The following is a 13,795-nucleotide window of genomic DNA, read 5'->3' as shown; positions in this document are numbered from 1 at the left end:
CTTACTACCTGAATTTGCGGGATATCGGCAAAAAAGCTGATGGCTTTTGCTGTGCATGAGCCTTCATTTCCGCAAGACTTTGCTTTAAGGAACGGCATCCGCTTCGCAAGCGCCCGCTTGTGAGGCCATGTCATGCCTGTTGCTAGAGGTTTTCGCTCCGATGCTTGTTCACATGAGAAAAGCTGCCCATACCTGGATCGTCAAAGGGCTTCTTCTTCTCCTTGTCGCGTCCTTCGGCATATGGGGCATTTCCCATACAGTCCTGCAGGACACGTCGGACACGGTCATCAAGGTCGGCAGCCAGAGCATCAACAGCAATGAATTCCGGCTAGCCTATCGCCGCCAGATTTCCGATCTGAGCCGCCGATTCGGAACGCAGCTGTCCACCGAACAGGCGCGCTCGCTGGGCATTGAAAGTCAGGTCTATGCACAGCTCGTGGCTGGTGCCGCCCTCGACCAGCTTGCCTCCGACATGAATCTCGGTCTCTCGCAGGACCGGCTGGCACAATTGATCGCGGACGATCCGGCCTTCAAGAACACCAATGGCCAGTTCGACCGGCAGCTTTTCTCCTCGCGCCTGCGCAATTCCGGCATTCGCGAGCAGGATTACATTACCGAACGCTCCAAGGTCGCCGTGCGCAGCCAGATCGTTGACGCCACCGCCGAAGGCTTCAAGGCCCCGAAGGTTCTGGTGGATGCCTTGAAGCTCTACCGTCAGGAAAGCCGCAGCGTCGATTACCTGATCCTGACCGCTGCCAGCATCGACCCCATCAAGGCACCGGACGATGCGACGCTTCAAAAGTGGTTCGACGGCGTGAAGGCACGCTACCGCGCTCCGGAATATCGCAGCTTCTCCTACGTCAAGCTGGAGCCTGCCGACATCGCCAATACGGCAGCGATCACCGACGACCAGATTGCCAAGGAATACGAGGCGAAGAAGGCACGTTATGAGGTGCCCGGCACCCGGACGCTGGAACAGCTGACCTTCCAGACCCGCGAACTGGCCGATGCCGCAGCCGCGAGCCTGAAGAATGGCAAGACCTTCGACCAGCTGGTGGCCGACCAGGGCAAGAGCGCCACGGATGTGCTGCTCGGTGAGTTCAAGAAAGATGAGTTGCCGGATCAGAAGATCGCAGACGCCGCCTTTGCCGTCGCCAAGGATGGCGATACCACGCCCGTGGTGGAAGGCGCCTTCGGCCCCGTTATCCTGCGTGTCACCAATATCAAGCCGAGCCGTCTGAAGAGCCTCGATGAGGTCAAGGACCAGATCCGTCAGGATCTCGCCGCTTCCGCCGCCGTGCAGGACATCAACAACGTTCATGACCAGTTCGAAGATCTGCGCGCCTCAGGCTCCAGCCTGGAGGAAGCCGCGAGCAAGCTGAACCTCAAGGCGGTGAAGGTCGATGGCGTGGATCGTCAGGGCGCGGACAAGGCAGGCAATGACCTCTCGTCGCTGCCGCAGAAGGCGGAACTGCTGAAGAGCGTGTTCGAGACGGAAGTGGGCGGCGAAGCGCTGCCGCTCAATCTGGGCACCACCGGCTATCTCTGGCTGGACGTGACCAATGTCGAGCCTGCCCGCGATCGCAGCCTTGATGAAGTCAAGGACAAGGCGGTTAAGGACTGGACCGCTGAACAGCAGAAGCAGGCGCTGGGCGCCAAGGCCGAATCGCTGCGCAAGGATGCCGAAAACGGCAAGAGCCTGCAGGACATCGCCACCCAGCTTGGCATTACGGTGGAAACCAAGTCCGGCCTGAAGCGCGATACCGATGATCCGGTTCTCGGCCCCGCCGCCGTGGTTGCCGCCTTCCGTGGCCCCGTCGGCACGCTGGCGGCTGCGGCCGGTGCGGACCCTCTGACGCAGATCCTGATGAAGGTGACGGATGTACAGACGGAGCCGACCTCCACGGATGCGCTGGACCAGAGCGACCAGCAGGTCACCGCGCTTGCCAATGCAGCGGGCGACGACATTCTTGACCAGATGGTCAACCAGTTGCAGTCCAATTACGGCGTAACGATCAATCAGGCCATGGCGCAGCAGGCAATGGTCCGCTGATACGTGCCGGCGTCGCGCCGCCGCAACGGCTGGCGGCGCGGACATGCTCGACAAAAACAGACAGGGCATTCTCACGCTTTCCCGTGCAGATATGCTCACTCGGGGAAGAGACATGAATGGCTTGAAACCCTTCATCGCCAAGGTTGCCAATCGCGAGGCGTTGAGCCGCGAAGAGGCAAGCGCCGCCTTTGAAATTCTGATGTCGGGCGAAGCAACGCCCGCGCAGATCGGCGGTTTCCTGATGGCGCTGCGCATGCGCGGTGAAATCGTTCCGGAAATCGCGGGCGCTGTCAGCGTCATGCGTGCGAAAATGCTGCCGGTGGATGCGCCCTCGGATGCGATCGACATCGTGGGCACCGGCGGCGACGGTACCGGAACCTATAATATCTCGACGCTTGCCGCGCTGATCGTCGCAGGCGCAGGTGTGCCCGTCGCCAAGCATGGCAACAAGGCGCTCAGCTCGAAATCCGGCGCGGCAGACAGCCTGACGGCGCTTGGCGTCAAGCTCGATATCGACCCGGCCACCATTGCCCGCTGTATTCGCGAGGCAGGCGTCGGCTTCATGTTCGCGCAACTGCACCATTCGGCCATGCGCCATGTCGGCCCGGCCCGGGTTGAGCTTGGCACGCGCACGATCTTCAACCTGCTCGGCCCGCTCGCCAATCCGGCAGGCGTGAAGAAGCAGTTGCTCGGCGTCTATTCGCCGGAATGGGTTCTGCCGCTGGCCGAAACCTTACGCGATCTCGGCAGCGAAAGCGTCTGGGTGGTGCATGGCAACGGTCTGGATGAAATCACCACCACCGGCACGACGAAGGTTGCCGCGCTGGAAGGCGGTAGCATCCGCAGTTTCGAACTGACGCCCGCTGATTTCGGCGTCACGCAGGTGGAGCTTGCCGATCTCAAGGGCGGCGACGGCGAACATAACGCCAAGGCGCTCAGGGCCGTGCTGACGGGCGCGAAGAACGCCTATCGGGACGTCTCGCTGTGCAATGCGGCGGCAGCGCTTGTCATCGCGGGCAAGGCTGCTAATCTCAAGGAGGGGATGGCCCTTGGCGCAACGTCTATTGATAGCGGAGCGGCTTTGGAGCGGCTGGAAAAATTGATCGCCGTCTCAAACGCAGGAGTGCCCGCATGAGCGACATTCTCAAGAAGATCGAAGCCTATAAGCGCGAAGAAATCGCCGCCGCCAAGGCCGCCATCCCGTTGGCCGACATCAAGAGCATGGCAGAGGCCGAGGCTCCTGCCCGTGGCTTCTACAAGGCACTGAAGGCAAGGCAGGCGAAAGGCCAGTTCGGCCTGATTGCCGAAATCAAGAAAGCAAGCCCGTCGAAGGGGTTGATCCGGCCCGATTTCGATCCGCCCTCGCTGGCTGAAGCCTATGAAAGCGGCGGCGCTGCCTGCCTTTCCGTGCTGACCGACAAGCCCAGCTTTCAGGGCGCTCCGGAATTTCTGACCGCTGCCCGCAAGGCCTGCACACTGCCTGCGCTGCGCAAGGATTTCATGTTCGAGCCCTATCAGGTCTATGAAGCGCGTGCCTGGGGTGCCGATTGCATCCTGCTGATCATGGCTTCGCTGAACGATGCGGAAGCCGCCGAACTGGAGGGGCTCTCGCTCTCACTCGGCATGGATGTGCTGATCGAGGTGCATGACGAAGAGGAGATGGAGCGGGCACTGAAGCTCACCTCGCCGCTCGTCGGAATCAACAATCGCAATCTGCGCACTTTTGAGGTCAATATTGCCGTCAGCGAACGGCTGGCGGCCATGGTGCCGGCGGATCGGCTGCTGGTGGGCGAAAGCGGCATTTTCACCCATGAGGATTGCCAGAGACTGCGCCGGTCGGGCATCAGCACCTTCCTGGTCGGTGAAAGCCTGATGCGGCAGGACGATGTGGCTGCCGCAACCCGGCTGCTGCTGACCGGAAACGCCAACACGCTTGCGGCAGAATGAGCGGTCTCACACATATCGCGAAAAACGGCGAAGCGCATATGGTCGATGTCGGCGACAAGGCCGAGACCGTGCGCATCGCCACGGCGGAAGGCCATGTCAAAATGGCCGCCGCCACGCTCGATCTGATCCGCGAGGGCAATGCGAAAAAGGGCGACGTGATCGGCACGGCAAGGCTGGCGGGGATCATGGCCGCCAAGCGCACTGCCGATCTTATTCCGCTCTGCCACCCGCTGATGCTGAGCAAGGTGATGGTGGAGATTACCGATGATCCCACCCTGCCCGGCCTGAAGGTTCAGGCAACTGTCAAGCTCACCGGCAAGACTGGCGTGGAGATGGAGGCGCTGACCGCCGTTTCCGTCGCCTGCCTGACCATTTACGACATGGCGAAAGCCGCAGACAAGCTGATGGAAATCGGCGGCATCCGGGTTATCGAAAAGACCGGCGGCAAATCCGGCCCCTTCCATCATCCGGAGGCTCTGTAATGGCGCTGCTGCCGGTGGAAGAGGCGCTGGCGCGGCTTCTGGCCTCGGCGCAGCCCTTGCAGAAGACCGAGGATCTGCCTCTTGCTGCGGCGCGAGGCCGCATTCTCGCCGCCCCGGTGACGGCCCGGCTGACGCAACCGCCCTTCGACGCCTCCGCCATGGATGGCTATGCCCTGCGCGCCACTGACGCGGCGGAGCCGGGCGCAATTCTGGAACTCGTGGGCGAATCCGCCGCCGGGCATGGCTTTGATGGCACGGTGCAGGCGGGGCAATGTGTGCGCATCTTTACCGGTGCGCCTATGCCTGCCGGAGCCGATACGGTGCTTTTGCAGGAAGATGCCGAAAAAATGGAAGATGGGCGGGTTCTTGCCCGGATCGCTGTGCCGCTGAACCGGCATATCCGCCCGCGCGGCCAGGATTTTGCCGAGGGCGATCAGCTTCTCACCCCGGGAACGCAGCTTGATTTTCGCAACCTTACCCTTGCTGCCGCCGCCAATCAGCCCACTCTCACCGTTTATCGCAAGCCGCTGCTTGCCATTCTCGCCACCGGCGATGAGCTGGTGCTGCCGGGTGCAAGGCCGGGAGCGAGCCAGATCATTGCCTCCAACACCTTCGGCATCGCGGCGCTGGCTGAGGAAAACGGTGCAGACGTGCTGGACCTTGGCCTGGTAAAAGACGACCGCGCCGCCATTGCCGATGCCGTGCGGCGCGCCCAGCAGGCGGGCGCCGATGTGCTGGTGACAGTGGGTGGCGCTTCCGTGGGCGATCACGACCTTGTGGGGGCCGCCCTTCAGGATGCCGGCATGGTGCTGGATTTCTGGAAGATCGCCATGCGCCCCGGCAAGCCGCTGATGGTGGGGCGGCTCGAGTGTTTCCAGGAAAAGTGGGAACCGGTTTTCCGTCCGGAAACAGGCGAAAATCTTCCAATATCCACGCCAGTATTGGGCCTGCCGGGCAATCCGGTCTCCAGCATGGTGTGCAGCCTGCTGTTTCTGGAGCCGCTTCTGGCGCATCTTGGCCATCGCCAGCCGCCGAAACGGCTGGATGTGGCGCGAAGCGCCGTCACGCTCAAGGCCAATGACCAGCGGCAGGATTATCTGCGCGGCCGCCTCACCGCCGATGCCGATGGAGCCTGGGTGGCGGAACCTTTCGGCAAGCAGGATTCCTCGATGACGCGCATTCTGGCCAGCGCCGATTGCCTGATCATCCGCCCGCCGCATGCGCCGGAATTGCCCGCTGGGAACCTCTGCCCCATCCTGCGGATTGGACAGCTGTAACCGGAATATCTGCCGAAAATGCTGACAAGACCCGACTGAAGGGCTATAGAGCATGTCCAGGAAAAGTAGAGCCTGTTTTTGCGCGTTGAAATGCGTAAAAACAAAGAGTTAAAGCCTGCGAATATGCGGCGCTCTCATGAGCTTTGCTTTCAGCGATCAAAAAGGATGATGTCATGACTGGTCTGGTTCTGAGCAGCGCCGATCTCGATCCCCGCCGCAGACGGATTCTCTATCGCTGCTGGCATCGCGGCATCCGCGAAATGGACCTGATCCTCGGACAATTTGCCGAAGCGGAAATTTCAGCACTTTCCGAGACCGAGCTGGATGAGCTGGAACTGATCATGGCCGAGGAAGACAATGACCTGATCAAGTGGATCAATGGCGCGGAGCCCGTGCCGGAGCGGCACCAGACGCCGATGTTTGCCCGCATTGCCGCAATCCGTCCCGATTTTTCTCCTGTGAAATAAACCGATGATTTCCCTGTTCGATGCGAAAAAGGTGGCAGCCGCCAAGGCTTCCGTCACGCTCTCTCCCGTGCCGGATGGCATGGATGCCTTTGTGGTGGCGGAGCTTGCCCGTCAAGGCAGGCCGGTGGCCTATGTCACCTCCGATTCCAGCCGCATGAACGACATCGAACAGATGCTGTCCTTTGCAGCGCCCGAGATTCCCGTTCTCACCCTGCCCGCATGGGACTGCCTGCCTTACGACCGCGTTTCGCCCAGTGCCGATATTTCCGCCCGCCGCCTGTCGGCGCTGGCCGGGCTGATTGCGCACCGCAGAAAGCCGCATCCGGCCATTATTCTCGTCACCGCCAACGCGCTGTTGCAAAGGCTTGCGCCCGCCGACGTGATCGAGAGCCTCTCCTTCTCGGCGCGCCCCGGCAATCAGGTGCGGATGGACGATATTGCCGAGCGCCTTGCCCGCAACGGCTTCGAGCGCGTGGCAACCGTGCGCGAGGTGGGTGAATTTGCCGTGCGGGGCGGCATTCTCGATGTTTTCGTGCCGGGATCGGAAGAGCCGGTGCGGCTGGATTTCTTCGGCGATACGCTGGAAAGCATCCGCAGCTTCGATCCCGCCAGCCAGCGCACTATAGGCCAGGTGCGCTCCCTCGATCTCAACCCGATGAGCGAGGTGACACTGACGCCCGAAACCATCAGCCGGTTTCGCAAGAATTACCTGTCGCTCTTTGGCGCGGCGACACGCGACGATGCACTTTATGCCGCCGTCTCCGAAGGCCGCCGCTATGCAGGCATGGAACATTGGCTGCCGATGTTCCATGAAAAGCTGGAAACCGTGTTCGATTACCTTTCGGACTATCTGGTGGTTACGGACAATACCGTACGCGAGGCTGCCGAAGAGCGCACCAAGCTGATCCGCGATTATTACGAGGCGCGGCTGAACGCCGCCACGCCCGGCAAGGGGCATCTGGCGCAGGGCACGCCCTATAAGCCGGTGCCGCCGGAACATCTCTATCTGATGGGTGGAGAATTTTCCAAACGGCTGGATGCGCTGGAACCCGTTCGCCTGACGCCTTTTGCCGAGCCGGACGCATCAAACCGCAAGGTCATCGAGACCGGCGCACATGCCGGGCCGCGCTGGGCCAAGCTTTCTGCCGAAAACAATGAGGGCGGCGAAAGCGAGCGGATCAACGTCTTCACCCAGGCCGTCAAATACATTGCCGACAAGCGGGCGACGGGCTCCAAGGTGCTGGTCACCGGCTGGTCGGAAGGCTCGCTGGACCGGCTGTTGCAGGTGCTGAACGAGCATGGGCTGGAGCGGCTGAAGCCCGTTTCGGCGTTGAAGGATCTCGACGGGCTGAAGAAGGGCGAAGCGGCCACCGCCGTGCTGTCGCTGGAAGGCGGCTTTGAGGCTGCCGATCTGGTGGTGGTCGGTGAACAGGATATTCTGGGCGACCGGCTGGTGCGCCGCGCCAAGCGCCGCAAGAAGGCAGCCGATTTCATTTCCGAAGTGGCGGGGCTGGATGAAGGCTCGATCGTCGTCCATGCCGAGCATGGTATCGGGCGGTTTATCGGGCTTCGCACCATCAATGCCGCTGGCGGGCAACATGCCTGCCTTGAGCTGCAATATGCCGATGAGGCCAAGCTCTTCCTGCCGGTCGAAAACATCGAGCTTCTGTCCCGCTATGGATCGGAAGGCAGCGAGGCGGTGCTGGACAAGTTGGGCGGCGGCGCATGGCAGATGCGCAAGGCCAAGCTCAAGAAGCGGCTGCTGGACATGGCCGACGGGCTGATCCGCATTGCCGCCGAGCGCATGACCCGCTCTGCCCCTGTGCTGACCACCACCGAAGGGCTTTACGACGAATTTGCCGCTCGCTTCCCCTATGACGAAACGGAAGACCAGATGAACGCCATCGAGGCGGTGAAGGGCGATCTCTCCGCCGGTCGCCCGATGGACCGGCTGGTCTGCGGCGATGTCGGCTTCGGCAAGACGGAAGTGGCGTTGCGTGCCGCCTTCCTCGCTGCGATGAACGGCATTCAGGTGGCGGTGGTGGTGCCAACCACCCTTCTCGCCCGCCAGCATTTCAAGACCTTTTCCGACCGTTTTCGCGGGCTGCCGATCCGCATCCAGCAGGCCTCGCGGCTAGTGGGCACCAAGGAACTGAACCTGACCAAAAAGGAGATTTCCGAGGGCAAGACGGATATCGTCGTCGGCACCCACGCGCTTCTCGGCTCCGGCATCAAATTCGCCAATCTCGGCCTGCTGATCATCGATGAAGAGCAGCATTTCGGCGTCAAACACAAGGAGCGGCTGAAGGAGCTGAAAAGCGACGTGCATGTGCTGACACTGTCGGCCACGCCCATTCCGCGCACGCTGCAACTGGCGATGACAGGGGTGCGCGAGCTTTCGCTCATCACCACGCCGCCTGTGGACCGCATGGCGGTGCGCACCTTCGTCTCCCCCTTCGATCCGCTGGTGATCCGCGAAACGCTGATGCGCGAGCATTATCGCGGCGGGCAGAGCTTCTATGTCTGCCCGCGCCTTGCCGATCTCGCCGACATCAAATCCTTCCTCGATGAGAATGTGCCGGAGCTGAAGGTGGCCGTGGCCCACGGCCAGATGGCAGCAGGCGAGCTGGAAGACATCATGAACGCCTTCTACGAGGGCCGTTACGATGTGCTGCTTTCCACCACCATCGTCGAGTCCGGTCTGGACGTGCCGACAGCCAACACGCTGATCGTGCACCGCGCCGACATGTTCGGCCTTGCCCAGCTTTACCAGATCCGCGGCCGTGTGGGCCGTTCCAAGGTGCGCGCCTTTGCGCTTTTGACGCTGCCGGTCAACAAGGTGCTGACGGCGGGCGCGGAACGCCGCCTGAAGGTGCTGCAATCACTGGATACGCTGGGCGCGGGCTTCCAGCTTGCCAGCCACGATCTCGATATTCGCGGCGCGGGCAATCTTTTGGGCGAGGAGCAGTCCGGTCACATCAAGGAAGTGGGTTTCGAGCTTTACCAGCAGATGCTGGAGGAGGCCGTGGCCGAGGTGAAGGGCGTGGACGAGGTGCAGGATACCGGCTGGTCGCCGCAGATCCAGGTGGGAACGTCCGTGATGATCCCGGACAACTATGTGCCCGACCTGCATCTGCGCCTTGGCCTTTACCGCCGCCTTGGCGAGTTGACGGAGCTCAACGACATCGACGGCTTCGGTGCGGAAATGATCGACCGCTTCGGTCCCCTGCCCGCCGAGGTGCAGAACCTGCTCAAGGTGGTCTACATCAAGGCGCTCTGCCGCAAGGCCAATGTCGAAAAGCTGGAAGCCGGACCGAAGGGTGTGGTCGTACAGTTCCGCAACAAGGAATTCCCCAATCCGGCAGCCCTTGTGGGCTTCATTGCCAAACAGGGCAGCATGGCGAAAATCCGCCCCGATCACAGCGTGTTTCTAACCCGCGACCTGCCGACGCCGGAAAAGCGGCTGGCGGGTGCTGCCACCATCATGGGGCAATTGGCGGAACTGGCCAGGCAGAAATGAAGCCTTCAGCGCCGGCTTGATCGGCGCATCTTTCACGTGCAAGACTCCTGATCGACCATGAAAGAAGGAGGAGTCGATCATGAGAAAGTCTTTGGTTGTGACAGCGCTGGCATCGGCGCTGGCTCTTGGCCTCGGAGGCGCAGGGATGGCGGCGGACAAGGGAGAGTTTACCGCCTCCAGCAAGGAAACAGTGGTGGAAACCACCAAGGGCAGCCTGATCGGCGGGCTGGAGGATGGCGTCTACAGCTATCTCGGCGTGCCTTATGCCAAGGCGAAACGCTTCATGCCGGCGGAGGAGCCGGATGCCTGGACGGGCCTGCGCCCTGCCTTGACCTATGGTGAAAACTGCTTCATTCCGCGCATGCCGAAGGTGGCGGGCGACGAGCTTTTCAATCCGCACCGCTATCTGCCGATGAGCGAGGCCTGCCAGTTTCTGAATATCTGGACCCCCGGCATCAAGGACAAGAAAAAGCGGCCCGTGATGGTGTGGCTGCATGGCGGCGGCTTCACCAATGGCTCCGGTATTGAGCTCACCTCCTATGACGGGCATAATCTCAGCAAGCAGGGCGACGTGGTGGTGGTGACGCTGAACCACCGGCTGAACGTGCTGGGCTTTCTCGACCTTTCCGCCTATGGCGACAAATACCGCAATTCCGGCAATGCCAGCGTCACCGATCTGGTGGCGGCGCTGAAATGGGTGCATCAGAATATTGCCGCCTTTGGTGGTGATCCGGACAATGTCACGATCTTCGGCCAGTCCGGCGGCGGCATGAAGGTGCGCACACTGATGGGCACCGCCGAGGCGAAAGGCCTGTTCCAGAAGGCCATTGTACAAAGCGGCTCCTATATGAGCCCGGTGACGGATCAGACGTCATCCCGCAAGGTAGCGGAACTGACGCTTGCCAATCTAGGCATCAAGCCGGAAGAGATCGATAAGCTTGCGGATGTCAGCTACGATCAGTTGCTGGCCGCCTCCGACAAGGCGCTGAAGGACCCCGCCGCGCAGGGGGCGAAGGATGCGCGCTATGCGCCGGTGCTCGATGGCAGCTATATTCCCGAAAATCCAGTGGGTGACAAATGGACCGATCAGGCCCGCGACATTCCGCTGATGGTGGGCAATACGCTCAACGAATTCCAGACGGTGATCGTCAACAAGATGGGCGATCTGGTCGCCGATAACCGGTTGGGCTGGAGCGAGGACAAGGCGAAAGCCAAGCTGAAGGAGCGTTTCGGTGAAAAGGGCGATGCCGTGGGCAAGGCCTTCCTGGCCGCCTATCCGGACAAGAAACTGGCGGATGCCTTCTTCATCGATCTACGGTTCCGCCCCGGCGCCATCCGCGATCTGGACCTCAAGGCGAAACAGGGCGGCGCACCGGTCTATTCCTACATGTTCACCTATGAATCGCCGGTTCTGGACCGGGTAGCGATGGCCTGGCACTGCGCGGAACTGCCTTACGTCTTCGCCAATGCCGGTCTGGTGAAAACCGCCACCGGCGGCGGCAAGGAAGCGCTGAAGCTTTCCCGGGAAATGAGCGAGGCCTGGGTGAATTTTGCCCGCACCGGCAAGCCCGCCGCCAAAGGCCTGCCGCAATGGCCCGCCTATACCACCGAAAAACCCGCCACCATGGTATTTGACGTCAAGCCCCGCGTCGCGGTGGACCTTGACCGCAAGCTCATTCAAGCGGCAGGCGCGCTTTAAGGGGTTGGCTTCGGCTGGGGGCGTCATGATACGTCAAGCGCGCCCAGCCATGGCCCCGCAAATCATGATACCAGAGCACTGCTCCAGTGATCCGACACGAACTCACAAAGAAATAGAGCGCTTCAGCATTTCGCGGAAACACTGAAGCGCTCTCAATCTTTGTTTTACACATTTGGGGACGGGAAACCGGTTTCCGTGCTGCGGAAATTAAAGAGTTCTCCGCGATGTCGATGCGCTGCCTCCGTCATCACGGCCATCCCGCGAGCGCCTGCTGCACGACCGCGCGAAGGACGTCGCGATCCGTCCCTGCCTTTGCCTGCACGGCAATTCCGTGAGCAATGGTGAGCACAAATGTCGCAAGGGCATCAGGGTCCACTGTTACGGGCAGGTCGCCCTCAGATTGAGCGCGTTCGAAGCGCTCCCGAAAACGCCTCTGTCCTTCAGCACGAAATTCGATCAACGCTCTCCTCACAGGTTCTGCATCGTCCGATCCGGCCAAAACGCCGTTGACGCCAAGACAGCCAGTGTGCTCGGAGAACCGGGTGTTGAGATTTACCGTTTCGTACAGGAAATGAGCCGCCGCTTCGCGGGCAGTGGGAAGGCCAAGCGCGACAGGGATAAAATCCATATAGCGTTCCGAATACCGCGCCAGAGCCTTTCGGAACATGCTTTCCTTGTTACCGAAGGCTGAGTAGAGCGCTGGGCGCTCCACCCCCGCAGCGTCTACGAGGTCCGAGTACGACGCGCCTTCATAACCCTTGCGCCAGAAAACGCAGAGCACTTCGTCGAGCGCTTTGTCGATATCGAATTCCCGATGGCGACCCACGACCTGCCTCCTTTCGAATTTGTAACGCGCCTTATTAAATCACTTGACAGACAGGGGCCACCATTAATAACGATCGTTATCGTAATGATCGTTATTAATTGGGTATGATCTTTATCATTTGGATCGCCCAGATGAGGAGCTTATGATGGCAAAACTACTAATGGGGAAAGTAGCGCTTGTAACGGGAGGATCGCGCGGATTGGGGGCAGCGACTGCTGAGGCGCTGGCAGACCACGGTGCAGACGTCGCCATCACCTATGTCGCGTCTTCGGATAAGGCGAAAGCAGTCGTCGCTAAGCTCCACGCCAAGGGTGTAAAAGCAATCGCCATTAAGAGCGATCAGGCCGACATGACAGCTGCACAGCCGATGATCGATGAGGTCATTGGGCATTTCGGAAAGTTGGATATCCTCGTCAACAACGCGGCGGTGGTTGCCAAAGGTCAGAAGGTTGACGATTCGCAGCTCGACACGGTCGCGCTGGATCGCCAGTGGCAGATCAATGTTATGGGCGCGGTAGCGACCACCCGAGCTGCAGCTCGACAGCTTTCTGATGGCGGCCGGATCATCTTCATTGGTTCACTTAATGGCGATGTAGCGTTAATTCCTGGCGTCGCCGACTATTCGGGAACCAAGGCGGCGATCAATGGCTACGCCAGGGGCGTCGCTCGTGACCTCGGGCCGCGAAACATTACTGTGAATGTCATCCAGCCCGGCGCCATGCCGACCGATATGATGGTGGAAGCGTTGGGAAGCATGACTGCACCCGACGTCTTCCTCGACATGCATGCGATCCGGCGAATTGCGACGCTGGAGGAAGTGTCCGAGATGGTTTGCTTTCTTGCCGGTCCGCATGCGGGATACATCACTGGCAGTACGATCGATATGGCGGGCGGACTTTCAAGCTGACGCAACGGTGATACTGCACCAGCCCAGAGCTTAAGATCGCTCTGGGCCGAAGCCAGATTTTACCCTGCTTGCATGTCACGTCCCTCCGCCTTTACCCCCCGACCGGGAACTCCTCTCAGCCTCGCGGATTGTTCTTCTGGATCGTTTCCGTCCAGCAACTGAAAGGAGTTTCCCATGGTAATCAAGAAGCATGGTTCGGCCCATTGGTCGGGTGGCTTGAAGGATGGCAAGGGGTCTGTTTCTACCGAGAGCGGTGCTTTGAAGGAACAGCCTTACGGCTTCAACATCCGTTTCGGCGGGGAGCCCGGCACCAATCCGGAAGAACTGATCGGCGCGGCGCTTGCCTCATGCTATTCCATGGCCCTGTCCAAGACCGTTCAAGACGCAGGTTTTACCGCCGAGAGCCTGGAAACCAAGGCTGTCGTTTCGCTCGACCAGCAGGACGGTGGTTTTGCCATCACCGGCATCGAACTGACGCTGAATGCGAAGGTGAGCGGGGCTGATGAGGCCAAGGTCAGGGACATGGCTGAGCAGACCAAGGTGGCCTGCCCCGTTTCCAAGGCGCTGAAGGCCGTGCCGATCGGGCTGACGGTCAACGTTGGATAAGAAAAAGAGCC

The 13,795-nt window shown here is 60.8% G+C and carries 11 protein-coding genes; 10 read left to right on the top strand and 1 reads right to left on the bottom strand.

Translation table 11 applies throughout. The features are described from left to right. Positions 1-160 precede the first annotated feature (160 nt). The 8 genes from QO005_RS11260 to QO005_RS11225 all read left to right on the top strand — a co-directional run bounded on the left by QO005_RS11260 (position 161) and on the right by QO005_RS11225 (position 11,445). The gene (locus QO005_RS11260) at positions 161-2,053 is read left to right on the top strand and encodes a peptidylprolyl isomerase (RefSeq protein WP_307158133.1); all 1,893 of its coding nucleotides are present in this window, start codon (positions 161-163) and stop codon (positions 2,051-2,053) included. A 112-nt stretch (positions 2,054-2,165) separates the two neighbouring features. After that, on the top strand, positions 2,166-3,188 hold the full coding sequence (gene trpD / locus QO005_RS11255; protein ID WP_307158132.1) for an anthranilate phosphoribosyltransferase: 1,023 nt from the start codon (positions 2,166-2,168) through the stop codon (positions 3,186-3,188). Next, entirely contained in the window at positions 3,185-4,000 is an 816-nt protein-coding gene (trpC, locus tag QO005_RS11250) for an indole-3-glycerol phosphate synthase TrpC (RefSeq protein ID WP_307158131.1), read from the top strand. The genes trpD and trpC overlap by 4 nt, the downstream gene beginning before the upstream one ends. Beyond that, on the top strand, positions 3,997-4,482 hold the full coding sequence (gene moaC / locus QO005_RS11245; RefSeq protein ID WP_307158130.1) for a cyclic pyranopterin monophosphate synthase MoaC: 486 nt from the start codon (positions 3,997-3,999) through the stop codon (positions 4,480-4,482). The genes trpC and moaC overlap by 4 nt, the downstream gene beginning before the upstream one ends. Then, a complete protein-coding gene (locus QO005_RS11240) occupies positions 4,482-5,759 on the top strand; it encodes a molybdopterin molybdotransferase MoeA (protein WP_307158129.1) in 1,278 nt (425 codons plus the stop codon). Before moaC ends, QO005_RS11240 begins: the two co-directional genes overlap by 1 nt. A 173-nt stretch (positions 5,760-5,932) precedes the next feature. After that, positions 5,933-6,226 carry a succinate dehydrogenase assembly factor 2 gene (locus QO005_RS11235; protein ID WP_307158128.1) on the top strand — a complete coding sequence of 98 codons (294 nt, stop codon included), beginning with the start codon at positions 5,933-5,935 and terminating at the stop codon, positions 6,224-6,226. Positions 6,227-6,230: 4 nt separating this feature from the next. Then, complete coding sequence (gene mfd, locus QO005_RS11230) at positions 6,231-9,746, top strand: transcription-repair coupling factor (protein WP_307158127.1); 3,516 nt, start codon at positions 6,231-6,233, stop codon at positions 9,744-9,746. A 79-nt stretch (positions 9,747-9,825) separates the two neighbouring features. After that, positions 9,826-11,445, top strand: coding sequence for a carboxylesterase/lipase family protein (locus tag QO005_RS11225; RefSeq protein WP_307158126.1), 1,620 nt, complete (start codon positions 9,826-9,828; stop codon positions 11,443-11,445). Between the two features lie 247 nt (positions 11,446-11,692). Here QO005_RS11225 and QO005_RS11220 read toward each other — a convergent pair whose 3' ends face one another. Beyond that, entirely contained in the window at positions 11,693-12,271 is a 579-nt protein-coding gene (locus tag QO005_RS11220) for a TetR/AcrR family transcriptional regulator (RefSeq protein WP_307158125.1), read from the bottom strand. Between the two features lie 145 nt (positions 12,272-12,416). Between QO005_RS11220 and QO005_RS11215 the strand changes: the two genes are divergently transcribed. Together QO005_RS11215 and QO005_RS11210 are read left to right on the top strand one after the other, a co-directional pair. Beyond that, positions 12,417-13,178: an SDR family NAD(P)-dependent oxidoreductase gene (locus QO005_RS11215; RefSeq protein ID WP_307158302.1), complete on the top strand. Its 762-nt coding sequence runs from the start codon at positions 12,417-12,419 to the stop codon at positions 13,176-13,178. Positions 13,179-13,352: 174 nt separating this feature from the next. Next, entirely contained in the window at positions 13,353-13,784 is a 432-nt protein-coding gene (locus tag QO005_RS11210; RefSeq protein ID WP_307158124.1) for an OsmC family protein, read from the top strand. The last annotated feature ends 11 nt before the right edge of the window (positions 13,785-13,795 follow it).

Origin of the sequence: Allorhizobium paknamense, from assembly GCF_030815125.1 — a bacterium.
Taxonomy (GTDB): Bacteria; Pseudomonadota; Alphaproteobacteria; order Rhizobiales; family Rhizobiaceae; genus Allorhizobium; species Allorhizobium paknamense.
The sequence above is the reverse complement of the archived record's forward strand: the minus strand, read 5'-3'. Positions and strand labels throughout refer to the sequence as shown.

Coding starts and splice junctions, on each gene's coding strand:
- QO005_RS11215 (WP_307158302.1), top strand. CDS start 12,417: ATGGCAAAACTACTAATGGGGAAAGTAGCGCTTGTAACGGGAGGATCG.
- trpC (WP_307158131.1), top strand. CDS start 3,185: ATGAGCGACATTCTCAAGAAGATCGAAGCCTATAAGCGCGAAGAAATC.
- trpD (WP_307158132.1), top strand. CDS start 2,166: ATGAATGGCTTGAAACCCTTCATCGCCAAGGTTGCCAATCGCGAGGCG.
- moaC (WP_307158130.1), top strand. CDS start 3,997: ATGAGCGGTCTCACACATATCGCGAAAAACGGCGAAGCGCATATGGTC.
- QO005_RS11225 (WP_307158126.1), top strand. CDS start 9,826: ATGAGAAAGTCTTTGGTTGTGACAGCGCTGGCATCGGCGCTGGCTCTT.
- QO005_RS11240 (WP_307158129.1), top strand. CDS start 4,482: ATGGCGCTGCTGCCGGTGGAAGAGGCGCTGGCGCGGCTTCTGGCCTCG.
- QO005_RS11210 (WP_307158124.1), top strand. CDS start 13,353: ATGGTAATCAAGAAGCATGGTTCGGCCCATTGGTCGGGTGGCTTGAAG.
- QO005_RS11235 (WP_307158128.1), top strand. CDS start 5,933: ATGACTGGTCTGGTTCTGAGCAGCGCCGATCTCGATCCCCGCCGCAGA.
- QO005_RS11260 (WP_307158133.1), top strand. CDS start 161: ATGCTTGTTCACATGAGAAAAGCTGCCCATACCTGGATCGTCAAAGGG.
- mfd (WP_307158127.1), top strand. CDS start 6,231: ATGATTTCCCTGTTCGATGCGAAAAAGGTGGCAGCCGCCAAGGCTTCC.